Annotated in this window: 13 protein-coding genes; 10 read left to right on the forward strand and 3 right to left on the reverse strand. The window is 59.0% G+C overall.

Translation table 11 applies throughout. From position 1 onward, the window contains the following. The first annotated feature begins 49 nt into the window (after positions 1-49). From ACR0LH_RS11615 to uvrC, 7 genes are all read left to right on the forward strand, one after another. Positions 50-1,315 carry a TAXI family TRAP transporter solute-binding subunit gene (locus tag ACR0LH_RS11615; RefSeq protein ID WP_480721073.1) on the forward strand — a complete coding sequence of 422 codons (1,266 nt, stop codon included), beginning with the start codon at positions 50-52 and terminating at the stop codon, positions 1,313-1,315. A gap of 100 nt (positions 1,316-1,415) precedes the next feature. After that, on the forward strand, positions 1,416-2,345 hold the full coding sequence (locus tag ACR0LH_RS11620) for an ABC transporter ATP-binding protein (protein WP_480721074.1): 930 nt from the start codon (positions 1,416-1,418) through the stop codon (positions 2,343-2,345). Continuing rightward, positions 2,342-3,103 carry an ABC transporter permease gene (locus tag ACR0LH_RS11625; RefSeq protein WP_170387306.1) on the forward strand — a complete coding sequence of 254 codons (762 nt, stop codon included), beginning with the start codon at positions 2,342-2,344 and terminating at the stop codon, positions 3,101-3,103. The genes ACR0LH_RS11620 and ACR0LH_RS11625 overlap by 4 nt, the downstream gene beginning before the upstream one ends. Positions 3,104-3,216: 113 nt before the next feature. After that, positions 3,217-4,014 (forward strand): S49 family peptidase, encoded by a 798-nt coding sequence (locus tag ACR0LH_RS11630; RefSeq protein ID WP_170615520.1) that lies wholly within the window; start codon positions 3,217-3,219, stop codon positions 4,012-4,014. Positions 4,015-4,182: 168 nt separating this feature from the next. Next, complete coding sequence (locus ACR0LH_RS11635) at positions 4,183-5,145, forward strand: calcium/sodium antiporter (protein WP_170563794.1); 963 nt, start codon at positions 4,183-4,185, stop codon at positions 5,143-5,145. 21 nt (positions 5,146-5,166) lie between these two features. Further along, a complete protein-coding gene (locus ACR0LH_RS11640; RefSeq protein ID WP_480721076.1) occupies positions 5,167-5,946 on the forward strand; it encodes an SDR family oxidoreductase in 780 nt (259 codons plus the stop codon). Positions 5,947-6,236: 290 nt separating this feature from the next. Continuing rightward, positions 6,237-8,111, forward strand: a complete 1,875-nt coding sequence (uvrC, locus tag ACR0LH_RS11645; protein ID WP_480721077.1) for an excinuclease ABC subunit UvrC — start codon at positions 6,237-6,239, stop codon at positions 8,109-8,111. On the opposite strand, the gene ACR0LH_RS11650 is transcribed toward uvrC, so the two are convergent. Then, positions 8,108-8,992, reverse strand: coding sequence for a DMT family transporter (locus ACR0LH_RS11650; RefSeq protein WP_480721078.1), 885 nt, complete (start codon positions 8,990-8,992; stop codon positions 8,108-8,110). The genes uvrC and ACR0LH_RS11650 overlap by 4 nt on opposite strands. A 184-nt stretch (positions 8,993-9,176) precedes the next feature. Here ACR0LH_RS11650 and pgsA point away from each other — a divergent pair, with 184 nt between their 5' ends. The 3 genes from pgsA to ACR0LH_RS11665 are packed head-to-tail and all read left to right on the forward strand — an operon-like array spanning position 9,177 to position 10,541. Further along, the gene (gene pgsA, locus ACR0LH_RS11655; protein ID WP_480721080.1) at positions 9,177-9,845 is read left to right on the forward strand and encodes a CDP-diacylglycerol--glycerol-3-phosphate 3-phosphatidyltransferase; all 669 of its coding nucleotides are present in this window, start codon (positions 9,177-9,179) and stop codon (positions 9,843-9,845) included. A gap of 3 nt (positions 9,846-9,848) precedes the next feature. Beyond that, on the forward strand, positions 9,849-10,094 hold the full coding sequence (moaD, locus tag ACR0LH_RS11660) for a molybdopterin converting factor subunit 1 (RefSeq protein WP_142635267.1): 246 nt from the start codon (positions 9,849-9,851) through the stop codon (positions 10,092-10,094). A 3-nt stretch (positions 10,095-10,097) separates the two neighbouring features. Beyond that, positions 10,098-10,541 carry a molybdopterin synthase catalytic subunit gene (locus ACR0LH_RS11665; protein ID WP_170696636.1) on the forward strand — a complete coding sequence of 148 codons (444 nt, stop codon included), beginning with the start codon at positions 10,098-10,100 and terminating at the stop codon, positions 10,539-10,541. Between the two features lies 1 nt (position 10,542). On the opposite strand, the gene ACR0LH_RS11670 is transcribed toward ACR0LH_RS11665, so the two are convergent. Next, a complete protein-coding gene (locus ACR0LH_RS11670; protein WP_170387322.1) occupies positions 10,543-10,863 on the reverse strand; it encodes a hypothetical protein in 321 nt (106 codons plus the stop codon). 1 nt (position 10,864) lies between these two features. After that, the gene (locus ACR0LH_RS11675; RefSeq protein WP_480721081.1) at positions 10,865-12,775 is read right to left on the reverse strand and encodes an OmpA family protein; all 1,911 of its coding nucleotides are present in this window, start codon (positions 12,773-12,775) and stop codon (positions 10,865-10,867) included. Positions 12,776-12,830 lie beyond the last annotated feature (55 nt).

Raw genomic sequence — 12,830 nt, forward strand, 5'->3', positions numbered from 1 at the left:
TGGTTATGCGCCCTCTAGCGTTCCTTGCGGTGCGTAGAGTGAGGCTCGGATGCGGTTGTGGATCCTTTTCGGCAGTGTTGTCACGCTGGCAGTCTTGGCGGTCATACTTTCGCGTCTGCACCCGCCAAATACCATTGTGCTGGCAGCAGGACCCGCGGGTGGCGCCTATGAGACCGTGGCGCAGGACTATGCTGAGATTTTGGCACGAGACGGCATCCGCCTTGAGATTCTCGAAACAGCCGGGTCAGTCGACAATGCTGGGCTACTGGAGGCCGGCGATGTGGATGCGGCCTTTCTGCAGGGCGGAATAAAGGTCGACCCTGCCGTGGCTGAGGCCGTCGGCGCTGTGTTTTTCGAGCCGGTCGTCTTTTTGGTGAACGAGGGTGCAGCCATCCCGCGCAATCCCGCCTTATGGTCCGGGTTGCGGATCAACAGCGGTGCTCCGGGGTCGGGCACGGCGGCCGCGTTTCGGGATTTCGAGCGTGCCGTCGGGTTGGCCGAGGAGGACAACGAACATTTTTCGATCCCTTATGCTGAGGCCGCCACTGCCCTGTTGGGCGGAGAGTTGGATATTGCGGTGTATGTTGCGCCGATCGAAGCTCCTTACCTGAAAGCAGCCTATGAGGAACCCGGGTTGAGGGTGTTGGATCTGACCCATGTTCAGGCGATTTCGAGGCGTCTGGCCTATGCCACTGTGGTCTCTGTTCCGGCGGGCGGGATGTCACTGGACCCGGTGCTGCCGCCTCGGCCAGTCGATCTGATCGCTATTGAGGCCAGGCTTGTTGTCCGGCCTGATCTGCACCCTGCGTTGGTCAATCGTCTGACAATGGCCGCGATCGAGCTGCATCGGGCGCGCGGCATAATCACCGATCCGGGCGTTTTTCCAAGCATTGAAGGAACTGGCTTGAATGTCAGCAATACGGCGCGGCAATTGATCCTGGAGGGGCCGTCCACCTGGCACAACTGGTTGCCTTACTGGATTGCCGCACAGATCAACCGGGTATTGCTGTTGTTGCTGCCATTTTTCTTTATCGTGGTTCCGCTGATGCGGCTGCTGCCCTTTGCATATGCCTATGCGATGCGCTGGCGCGTTTGGCAGCATTATCCCGAAATCCGTGAGATCGAGCTGGAGTTGGCCAATGATCCAAGCGACGCCGAACTGGATACGATGCAGTCGCACTTGAGTGAACTGGATGAGCGTTTGGCTGCATTGCGTTTGCCGGCTGCTTACCGGCAGGGGCAATATGACGCCCGGCTGCATGTCGAACTGATCCAGAAGCGAATTGCCGAATTGCGCAATGCTAGGCCAACTTGAGAGATTTGACGCGAACAAAAATGCGCAGGGTCCTGTGCGGAATGGGCCTGTTCTGTGTCGGTTCGCCGGGGTAATGTCCCCGCCAGAACGGGGAAAGTGAATGGCACCAATTCTGTCCATCAGGGACTTGCGCAAAACTTATGCTGACGGTTTCGAGGCGCTGAAAGGCGTCTCTTTGGATATTGAAGAAGGAGAGATCCTTGCGCTGCTGGGACCAAACGGAGCGGGCAAGACGACTCTGATTTCAACCGTATGCGGGATCACAACTCCGACCTCTGGGTCCGTGACGGTGGGCGGGCATGATATCCAGACCGAGTTTCGGGCCGCCCGTCGTATGATCGGGCTGGTTCCGCAAGAGATCGCGTTGGAGCCGTTCGAGAAAGTCTGGAATACGGTGCGGTTTTCGCGCGGGTTGTTCGGGTATGGCGCAGATAGCGCTCGGATCGAGGAAATCCTGCGCAAGCTGTCCTTGTGGGACAAGCGCAAGAACGCGATCAAGGAATTGTCGGGCGGCATGAAGCGCCGCGTGCTGATTGCCAAGGCGCTGGCCCATGAGCCGCGCGTGTTGTTTCTGGACGAGCCCACAGCCGGTGTTGATGTCGAGCTGCGCAAAGACATGTGGGAAATCGTGGCCGAGCTGAAGCGGGCGGGCGTCACCATCATCCTGACCACGCATTACATCGAAGAGGCCGAGGCCATCGCCGACCGCGTGGGTGTCATCGACAAGGGTGAGCTGCTGCTGGTGCAGGATAAGGACACGCTGATGGCCCAGATGGGCAAAAAGCAGATCGAGGTCATGCTGACGGAACCCATCCAAACCATCCCCGAAAGCCTGGCCGAGCATAATCTGACCCTGAATGGAAACGGCGACGCGCTGGTCTATACTTATGACACCCACGCTGACAGAACGGGCATCACAACGCTGCTGAACGACGTGGCGCAGGCGGGATTGGTTTTGCGCGACGTACAGACCCGTCAATCGAGCCTTGAGGAAATTTTTGTCAATCTAGTGTCCGGAGCCCCCGCATGAACTGGTCCGCCGTCGCCGCCATTTACCGGTTTGAAATGGCCCGGTTCTTTCGCACACTGGCGCAGAGCTTTTTGTCTCCGGTCCTGTCCACTTCGCTGTATTTCGTGGTTTTCGGCACCGCCATCGGCAGCCGTATCCAAGAGGTCGAAGGCGTGTCCTACGGTGCGTTCATCGTGCCGGGGCTGATCATGCTGTCAGTGGTGATGCTGTCGATCTCGAACGCGTCGTTTGGCATTTATTTCCCAAAGTTCCTGGGCACAATTTACGAACTGCTGTCAGCCCCCGTGAACTTTATCGAGATCGTGATCGGCTATGTCGGGGCGGCGGCGACCAAGGCGTTGTTCGTGGGGGTGGTGATCCTGATAACCGCCACGTTCTTCGTGGATCTAAGGATCGAGCACCCTTTGGCGATGGTGTCGTTTCTGGTTTTGACGTGCCTTAGCTTTTCGTTGCTGGGGTTCATTATCGGCATCTGGGCCAGCAATTTTGAGCAGATGTCGCTGGTCCCGCAATTGGTGGTGACGCCGCTGATCTTTTTGGGCGGTACATTCTATTCGATTTCGATGCTGCCTCCGGTGTGGCAGACGATCACCCTGTTCAATCCGGTGGTCTATCTGATTTCGGGGTTCCGCTGGTCGTTCTACGGGCTTGCTGATGTTCCCATCGGGTTCAGCCTTTTGGCTATTTTGGCGTTCACCGGCATCTGTCTGGGTATCATCGGATGGATTTTCAAAACGGGCTGGCGCATCCGCAGCTAGGTGATCCGCGGCGTTGCATTTTTGCCCGTCATGTGTGGGAATTTGGTTCACGTCGCGTATTAGGCCGCAGCGGTCCCTTGTTTACCGGTTGGCTGCACTCTACATCGGCATCCATGAAACTCAGCCTGCCGTTTCTCAAAAAACAACCCAGCGTCGCCGTTGTGCGTTTGTCCGGTGCCATCGGAATGGCCGGACGTGCGTCGATGTCTGATACCTCGCTTGCCCCGGTGCTTGAGAAAGCCTTTCGCAAAGGAAAACCCTCTGCGGTGGCGCTTGAGATCAACTCGCCCGGAGGATCGCCGGTTCAAAGCTCGTTGATTGGCGCCCGCATACGGCGCTTGTCCGAAGAACTGAACGTGCCGGTCATTGCGTTTGTCGAGGATGTCGCCGCCTCGGGCGGGTATTGGCTGGCAGCGGCAGCCGATGAGATTTACGCAGACGACAGCTCGGTTCTTGGCTCGATCGGGGTGATCTCGTCCGGGTTCGGGGCGCATGTGTTACTGAAACGTCAGGGAATCGAACGCCGCGTCCATACGGCGGGGCAGTCAAAATCCATGCTGGATCCGTTTTCTCCGGAAAAGAAAGAGGATGTCGCGCGGCTGGAAAGGTTGCTGGCCGATATTCACGACAACTTCATCGCCCATGTGAAAACGCGCCGTGGTGCAAAGCTGGATGAAAATGAGGACCTGTTCACTGGTGAGGTCTGGTTGGCCCGGCGTGCGCGGGACTTGGGGTTGATCGACGGTATCGCCCATCTCAAGCCCAAGATGCAGGAGCGGTTTGGCGACAAGGTAAAGTTCCGCCGGTACGGTCTTCGCAAGCCGCTCTGGTCCCGGTTCGGGGCGTCACTGGCGCAGGATGCGATTGCCGGCCTTGAGGAGCGCGCGGCCTACGCGCGTTTCGGTTTGTAACGTGATTATCAAGATCGTAACCCTCTTTCTGATTGCTATGGGTGTCCTGGCAATGTTCGGAAAGCTGCGCTTTCCGGGGCAGCAGAGGTTGCAGTCTTCAAGATGCCCGCGCTGCGGGCGGTTTAGGATCGGTAAAGGCCCCTGCGCCTGCGAAAAAGGAGGCCGTACATGACGGCATGGCTGTTTTCCGGCCTCGGGCTGCTGATCCTGCTATTGGCGGGTGATGCACTGGTGCGCGGTGCGGTGAATCTGAGCCTGCGTCTGGGTGTGCCCGCGCTGATCGTCAGCCTGACAATCGTGGCCTTCGGCACCTCGGCCCCCGAGCTTTTGATCGCGATCAGCGCCATCAAGGAAAATGCGCCGGGGATCGCTCTGGGGAACGTGGTGGGGTCGAACACGGCCAACATCCTTCTGGTGCTGGGCCTGCCTGCTCTGTTGGCCACGCTGCACACCAGCGAATGCGACAGCCGCAAGAACTATGTCTTTATGTTGCTGGCCTCGGTGCTTTTCATCGGGCTGGCATTCTGCGGCATATTCAACCTGTATAGCGGGGCGATCCTGCTGGCTGCACTTGGTCTTGTTCTGTGGAATGCGTTCCGCGAGGCTCACGCGCATCGCAAAGCCTGCGGTCAGCCGTGCGAAGATGACGACGAACTGGACGGGCTGGAAGAAGCCGACCCGAACATGCCGTATTGGAAGATTTCGATCTATCTGGTTCTGGGGCTGATCGGCTTGCCGATGGGTGCGCATCTGCTGGTGGATAACGCAACGGTCATAGCACGCACCTACGGTGTGACCGAGACTGTGATCGGCCTGACGCTGGTGGCTGTCGGCACGTCTCTGCCAGAGCTGGCCACGACCGTGATGGCGGCTCTGCGCCGTCAGGCAGACGTCGCGTTGGGCAACGTGATCGGCTCGAACATGTTCAACCTGCTGGCCATCGTGGGTATCGCCACATTGGTCGGTCCTATTCCGGTCGACCCGGAATTCCTGCAGTTTGATCTATGGGTCATGTTGGGCGCGTCGCTGTTGCTGATCCCGTTTGTGTTCTTCAAAAAGGACATCACTCGTGGCTGGGGTCTGTTGTTGACTCTGCTGTACGGGGTCTACGTCATCTCTCTGTTGGCGTGAATAGACTGAGAGGGAGCTTTCATGACCCGAGCGTTGGTAACTGGTGCCGGAATTCGTCTTGGCCGAGCAATGGCGCTGTACCTGGCGAAACGCGGGTATGATGTCGCCGTTCATTATGCGACATCCGCTGATCCGGCGGCCGAGGTCGTGTCCGAGGTTCAGGCAATGGGCCGCAAGGCTGTTTCGTTGCAGGCTGACCTGCTGGATGAGGCACAGGTCCAGACCCTTCTGCCACGCGCGGCCGAGGCTTTGGGTGGGCCGATCACATGTTTGATCAACAACGCCTCGATCTTTGAATACGACAACATCCATACGGCCACCCGTGCAAGCTGGGACCGGCATCTGGACAGCAATCTGCGCGCGCCCTTCGTTCTGACTCAGGCGATGGCAGAGCAGGGTCTAGAGCCGGATACCGACGACGCAGGTGAACCCGTCGCGGTCGGGTTGATTGTCAACATGGTCGACATGCGCGTCCGCAAGCTGACGCCCGAGTTCATGTCTTATACCATCGCCAAGATGGGTCTGTGGGCGCTGACCCGTACGGCGGCGCAGGCGCTGACCCCTGCAATCCGCGTCAATGCCATCGGCCCCGGCCCGACGATGCAGGGCCACAGGCAAAGCGAAGATCATTTCAAGGCGCAACGCGCCAATACCGTGCTGGAACGTGGCGCAAACCCGCCGGATATCACTGCGGCCCTGGGGTATTTTCTGGACGCGCCGGCCGTGACAGGACAGCTATTATGCGTGGACGGCGGGCAGCATCTTGCTTGGCAAACACCGGACGTTTTGGGGCTGGAATAAGCATCTCTGACGCAAGTTTTGCACCGCTCGCATTTCTGTTACCAACGCGTTACAAAATTGTCTTTTTTTTCATACACTTGTCACGCGCTTGAAAAAATAACGTTTGAAAACAACATCTTAATATATCGCCTATTTTTTGGGCAAAACAAGGAATCCTTAATGAATTAAGGGAAAATCGAGATCCTCAGAAACTTATCTTCATAGTTATCCACAGAAACCGTGGATTTGTTTTCTCTTGATCTGAGACGCACAAGATTGCAGCCATGGTCAGGGAATCATATTTCAGGCTCATGACCACCCAGAACGAATCGAACCTCGAAAGACAGGGCACCGGATACGAATGTATACAGCGCTACGTGAAAACGCTGGACAATTCTCCGGGCGTTTACCGGATGCTGGATGCGGACAGCCGGGTTCTGTACGTGGGCAAGGCGCGCAACCTCAAGGCGCGGGTATCGAACTATACGCGGCCCGGCCATTCGGGGCGGATCGAGAAGATGATCGCCGCGACCGCCTCGATGATGTTTCTGACCACCCGGACCGAGACCGAGGCGCTGCTGCTAGAGCAGAACCTGATCAAGCAGCTCAAGCCCAAATACAACGTGCTGCTGCGCGACGACAAAAGTTTCCCGAACATTCTGGTGGCAAAAGATCACGCCTTTCCACAGATCAAAAAACACCGCGGGGCCAAGAAGGAAAAGGGCGCGTATTTTGGTCCTTTTGCCAGCGCGGGCGCGGTGAACCGGACACTGAACCAGTTGCAAAAGGCGTTCTTGCTGCGCAACTGCTCGGATTCCATGTTCGACAGCCGGACGCGCCCTTGCTTGTTGTATCAGATCAAGCGCTGTTCGGGGCCGTGCGTCGGACTGATTTCGGAAAGCGATTACCGCGAAAGCGTCAAGGATGCGGAACGGTTCCTGTCTGGTCGCTCGACCAAGGTGCAGGAGGAGTTGGCCGACCAGATGATGGCCGCGTCAGAGGCGATGGAGTTCGAGCGCGCCGCCAGCCTGCGTGACCGCATCCGGGCATTGACGCAAGTGCAGACGTCTCAGGGTATCAACCCGCGCAGCGTGACCGAGGCGGATGTGATCGGTCTGTATATGGACAGCGGTCAGGCTTGTGTGCAGGTGTTCTTTATCCGCGCCAACCAGAACTGGGGAAACAAGGATTTCTACCCTCGGGTCGGGGCGGATGTATCGCCCGCCGAGGTGATGGAGGCGTTTCTGGGCCAGTTCTACGACAACAAGGAACCGCCCCGGCAGTTGATCCTGTCGGATGCAATCGAAAACGCTGATCTGATGCAGGACGCATTGTCCGAGAAGGCCGGTCGCAAGGTTGAAATCCTTGTTCCCCAGCGCGGAGAGAAACAGGAACTGGTTGCTGGTGCCTTGCGCAACGCGCGGGAATCACTGGCGCGTCGCATGTCAGAAAGCGCGACGCAGGCCAAGCTGTTGCGCGGCGTGGCTGAAGCGTTTGACCTTGATGCACCGCCTGAACGGATCGAGGTTTATGACAACTCGCACATTCAGGGTACCAACGCGGTTGGCGGGATGATTGTTGCGGGGCCAGAAGGGTTCATGAAAAACGCCTATCGCAAGTTCAACATCCGCGGCGATGACCTGACGCCCGGTGACGATTTCGGTATGATGAAAGAGGTTCTGAACCGCCGTTTCACCCGTCTGCAAAAAGAAGACCCCGATCGCGACAAAGGTATGTGGCCGGACCTTCTGCTGATTGATGGCGGGGCAGGGCAGGTCAGCGCGGTGCATGAGATCATGGCTCAGCACGGCGTCGAAGACATCCCGATGGTCGGCGTCGCCAAAGGTGTTGACCGTGACCACGGCAAGGAAGAATTCCACCGCGTTGGCCATCGCCCGTTTGCGTTGAAACGCAACGATCCGGTTCTGTATTTCGTCCAGCGCCTGCGGGACGAGGCGCACAGGTTTGCCATCGGGACGCATCGTGCGAAGCGGGCAAAAGCGGTTGGCGCGACCCCGCTGGACGAAATCCCAGGCGTCGGAGCCGCGCGCAAACGGGCATTGCTGGCACATTTCGGCAGTGCCAAGGCCGTAAGTCGGGCCAATCTGGCCGACCTAAAGGCGGTGGATGGGATCTCGGCGGGGCTGGCGCAAAAGGTCTACGATTTTTTCCACGACAAGGGTTAGGTCCGCCGTCCGCGCCACAGAATGTAAAGACCCGACGCAACGATCAGGGCGCTGCCGATCCACATGGCCTGATCCAGACGCTCTCCGAACATTGCGACGCCCAATCCTATACCGAAAAGCAGCCGCGAATAGCGAAACGGGGTGACGGACGAGACCTCTCCGGTGCGCATCGCCTTCATCAGCGCGGCATAGGCCATGACGCCCATCACGATCGCTCCGGCCATGTGCAGGCTGACGGTCGGGGTCAAGGGCTGTAGCGGCGCGCCTTCCCAGAACCGATAGGCAAGCCCGGCCACTATGATGCAGACGAAACCGTAAAAGCCCAGCACTTCTGTCCCCAGCGTGGCCGGGGCTGCGCGGCTGGCCAGATCGCGCCCTGCGAAACCCAGCATCCCCAAGACCGCGAGGATCGACAAAAGGGAAAAGCTGTCTCCGGTTGGCTGGATAATGATCACGACGCCGACCAGCCCGATCAGAATGGCGCTCCAGCGCCGCCAGCCGACAGTCTCGCCAAAAAACAGCGCAGCGCCCGCGACGACAACCAGTGGTGTGGCCTGCAGGATCACCGTGGCAGAGGATAGAGGCGTCAATGCAATGGCCAGCACATAGAACAGCCGACCGAAGATTTCAAAGACAACCCGTATCTTCATCGGCCGCGACAGCACGTCCGGTTGAAACAGCCGGGTGCCGCGCACCAGCGCCACGGACGCAAAGATCAATGTTCCTCCGGTTCCGAAAAGGGCCAGTACCTGCCAGATCGGGATCTCAGCAGACGCACTCTTGAGCAGCGCGTCTTCCAGCGCAAACAGCGCCATGGCCGCGATCATCCAGGCACTGCCGATCAGGTTGGACCTTGGGTTGGTTTGAATGTGAGTTTTCATGTCCTGCGATATGTTCAGGTGGAACCGGCGGCCAATCTGACCTCAATGCGGCGATGCGCCAAGAGATATCTGGCCGACGCGCCCTGTTTCTTGCCCCGTTCCCTAGACAGGCAACCGCCTGTGCAGGGTGAGTTTTTTGACCGGCCGTCTTTTATGTCCTGAAGCGGCGATGTAGTGTCGCGGCATGAAGTGGAACCTGCCCAATATCCTGACCGTGCTACGCCTGTTGGCAGCACCCGGTCTCGCCGTAATGTTTCTTTATTTTTCCCGTCCTCTCGCCGATTGGTTCGCCTTGATCCTGTTTCTGTCGGCCGCCATCACCGATTGGTTCGATGGGTATCTGGCGCGGGCGTGGAAACAGGAAACCAAGATGGGTGCCATGCTGGACCCGATCGCTGACAAGGCGATGGTCGTGATCGCATTGATGATCCTTGTGGGCTATTCGGCCGAGCACTGGACGCCGTGGCTGGTTCTGCCTGCGACTGTGATCCTGTTCCGCGAGGTTTTCGTCTCGGGCCTGCGCGAATACCTCGGTGACGTGGCCGGGACGCTGAAAGTAACCATGCTGGCCAAGTGGAAAACGACCGCGCAAATGGTGGCGATTGCCGTTCTGTTTTCTCAGGGGATATTCGAGCACCATTTCGATATGTCGACCTTTGGTATGGATCCCGCGACCATTGATCAGGTGCCGACCGGTCAGGTTGATGACGTAAACAATATCCGCTGGCATCAAGAGGGCATGTTCTGGTCGGGACGGATCGGTTTGTGGCTCTTGTGGCTCGCAGCGACCCTGACATTGATCACTGGCTATGACTACCTACGTAAAGCCATGCCCCATCTGAAGGAGAGCTAAGCGATGGACGTTCTGTATTTCGCCTGGGTGCGTGAACGTATCGGCCTGCCAAAAGAACGGGTCGAGACCGAAGCCGCGACTGTATCCGATCTGGTGGCCGAACTCAGCGCGCGCGAAGATCGCTATGCCGCCGCCTTTGCTGACCTTTCCGCGCTGCGCGTTGCGCTTGATCAAGAGCTGTCGGACTTTGACGCGCCGCTCGCCGGGGTTCGTGAAGTCGCGTTCTTCCCGCCCATGACCGGCGGCTGATCCATGCGTATCGTGGTTCAGGAACAGGCGTTCGATCTGGGGGCCGAAGCCAACGCCTTTGCCGCCAGCGGTGCTGCAAACGGGGCGATTGTGACGTTTACCGGTGTTGTGCGTGATCTGGCCTCGGGCGATCTGGATGTCATGGAGATCGAACACTATCCCGGCATGACCGAACGTGCCCTGACCGAAATTGCGGAACAGGCAATGCAGCGTTGGTCACTGGGTGATGTGTTGGTAATCCATCGCCACGGGCGGCTGGCTCCGGGTGATCGGATCATGATGGTGGCGACGGCTGCGCGGCACCGCAAGGATGCGTTCGAGGCAGCGGAATTCCTGATGGACTACCTGAAATCCCGTGCGCCGTTCTGGAAAAAGGAAATCACCGCATCCGGTGCCGAGTGGGTGGCCGCCAAGGACGAAGATGAAGACGCGCTGACCCGGTGGTAGCTTAGTCCGCGTTGTTGATCCGTCCCCGCAATTCCTCGGCCTCCTGACGTGCCGCGCGCAGGCCGTCCATCGCCGCGGACAGCTCTGCCTCGGCTTGCGTCAGTTGATTGGTCAGTTCCGCCTCACGCTGTTGCAGGTAGGTGATCGCCTGATCGCGGGTTTCTTCGGCTTCGTGCAATTCCTGGCTCATGCGGTCCAGATCAGCCACATCGCTTTGACGCACACGGGACAGGCGGTGGGCAAGCCAGTTGGCGAACCAGCCCATGCAGAAAGCCGCGAACAGGATGACGGCGGTGGCGATGATGAATTCGATTCTGTTCAACTTACTGTTCCTCTGCGCCGGTTTCTTCGGCCTCTGGCTGCGCGTCTTCTGAGTTGCCCGTCGTGGCTTCCATCGCTTCAAGCCCGGTTTCGGAATTGGCGACGGGTTCGGGCCGGATCAGACGGAACTCGATCCGGCGGTTTTCCTCGCGGCCTTCTTCGGTGCCGTTATCTGCGATGGGCTGGGTTTCGCCATAGCCCACGGCCGAGTAGCTGCCGGTTGGAATCCGGCGGCCGCGCAATTCGTTCAGGATGGATTGCGCCCGCGCCTGGCTAAGTTGCTGGTTCATCTCTTCTCGGCCCTGACTGTCAGTATGGCCCTGGATCTCCATCCGGATGGGTCCACATTCGCGCAGGATGTTGGCGATCTGGTTCACTGTATCGCGCGAGTCCGAAGCAACCGTTGCCGAGCCCGGCTCGAAAGCGATCTTGGTTTTCGCCTGCACTTCTGCAATCCGGTCCTCACATTCCTCGGGGTCCGGCAGAGTGTCTTCCGGCTCGGGTGGTGCCTGATAAGTGATGGACAGTGTGTATTCCTGAGCGTCGCCCAGCTTGTCGGACAGCAAACCTGCGATACGCGCTTTTGCGTCCGGGTCCTGGCTGATCCCGCTGAGAATCAAGTCATCGGGCGTTACCGTAAGCGCGCCGTTGTGTAGATGGGACAAGGCTTCGAGTCCGACCAGAACGCGCACTGGCCAGTCTGCGGGCAAGTCGGGTGCAATCCGTGCAGCGGTGTAAACCTGTTCCGTCCCAAATGCAGCCTTTGCATAGCTGTCGACCATGTCGCGCACGGCGTCGTCACCGAGGCGTCCACGCATCTGCACCAGCCCCTCGGGGCTGCGGGTGGCGGAAAACTCAGGCGGGCCGGTCGGCGCGTCCTCGCTTGGTTCCGGCAGCACCGCATGGAGCGCGAACACATCAGGTAGGGCGTTTTCCAGTTCTCCTACGACGCGGTCGAACAGCGCGGGGTCAGTGCCTTCTGCGGCGACCAGCGTGATGTCGGCGTCCGAAATCGTCACCGACCCGTGCCCGATATCTGCAAGTGCGCGAATGCTGAGTGATGCGGCCTCGGGCCAGCGCGGAGACGGGACACCCAACCCGATCGTGCAGGAATACGGGCCGGAAAGACCCGCGCCCTGCGCAGCGGCCACGATGGCGTTGCGCGCGTCTTCGTCCTGTGCCGAGCACGCGTCAAACGTGCCGCCGGTTTCATCAATCAAGTAGCGCAGGGTGAAAGGGGTGATCACCGGTCTTGGGGCCGAGATCGACAGGCCAATCCGCAGGCTGGGCGGCGCCGCACGGGTCAGGTTCTGTTCAAGGTTTTCCTTTTCCTGCTGGCTGTCGGCAATCGCCGTGATCTTGACCAGACCCGGGCTGGCCGAAATCTTGGCGCGGGGCAGTTTGGAAAGGGCATCAACGGCATAATCCAGCGCCTCCTCCCAGCCTTTTGGCTTGGGGTAATCCGCTGTTTCCATCAGGTCAGAAACTTTGCCGCCGTCCAGTTTGCGCAGCTTGGCCATCAGCGCGTTGCGGTCCTGGCTTGCCGGGATCAGGCCGATAACCGAAATGCCGCTGTCGTTGCGCAGAATTTCCGCCGAGAACCGCGGCGGCGCCAGTTGGCCTGTCGCTTCAACCTGCATTTCATCAATGACACGCGACGTATCAACCTCGGTTCCGGCGGCGGTCAGCGCGTTAAAGCGTGTGGCCTCGTCCACTGCGGTTCCGGTCAGGACGACACGCAAACCGTCGGATTCGACCTCGGCCCAGTCGTGACCTTTCAGGTCGAGCGCCCTGCGAACTGCGAATTCGGACGCTTCTTCGACCTTTGTGACTGCGAAACTGGCCGCCAGCAGGGACAAACCGGCCGACACGAGGAAAATCAGGGCTGCGGCGATGAAATAAGGCAGGCGCATGTGCGGGCAATCGACTCCTCGGGTGATTGAGCGCCACTCTTACAGAGGCCTGCGC

The organism is Ruegeria sp. CL6 (assembly GCF_056536465.1).

Bases quoted from the DNA above. Each gene is read 5' to 3' on its own strand.
- ACR0LH_RS11615 (WP_480721073.1), top strand. From the start codon at position 50: ATGCGGTTGTGGATCCTTTTCGGCAGTGTTGTCACGCTGGCAGTCTTG.
- ACR0LH_RS11675 (WP_480721081.1), bottom strand. From the start codon at position 12,775: ATGCGCCTGCCTTATTTCATCGCCGCAGCCCTGATTTTCCTCGTGTCG.
- pgsA (WP_480721080.1), top strand. From the start codon at position 9,177: ATGAAGTGGAACCTGCCCAATATCCTGACCGTGCTACGCCTGTTGGCA.
- ACR0LH_RS11620 (WP_480721074.1), top strand. From the start codon at position 1,416: ATGGCACCAATTCTGTCCATCAGGGACTTGCGCAAAACTTATGCTGAC.
- moaD (WP_142635267.1), top strand. From the start codon at position 9,849: ATGGACGTTCTGTATTTCGCCTGGGTGCGTGAACGTATCGGCCTGCCA.
- ACR0LH_RS11650 (WP_480721078.1), bottom strand. From the start codon at position 8,992: ATGAAAACTCACATTCAAACCAACCCAAGGTCCAACCTGATCGGCAGT.
- ACR0LH_RS11625 (WP_170387306.1), top strand. From the start codon at position 2,342: ATGAACTGGTCCGCCGTCGCCGCCATTTACCGGTTTGAAATGGCCCGG.
- ACR0LH_RS11640 (WP_480721076.1), top strand. From the start codon at position 5,167: ATGACCCGAGCGTTGGTAACTGGTGCCGGAATTCGTCTTGGCCGAGCA.
- ACR0LH_RS11630 (WP_170615520.1), top strand. From the start codon at position 3,217: ATGAAACTCAGCCTGCCGTTTCTCAAAAAACAACCCAGCGTCGCCGTT.
- uvrC (WP_480721077.1), top strand. From the start codon at position 6,237: ATGACCACCCAGAACGAATCGAACCTCGAAAGACAGGGCACCGGATAC.
- ACR0LH_RS11635 (WP_170563794.1), top strand. From the start codon at position 4,183: ATGACGGCATGGCTGTTTTCCGGCCTCGGGCTGCTGATCCTGCTATTG.
- ACR0LH_RS11665 (WP_170696636.1), top strand. From the start codon at position 10,098: ATGCGTATCGTGGTTCAGGAACAGGCGTTCGATCTGGGGGCCGAAGCC.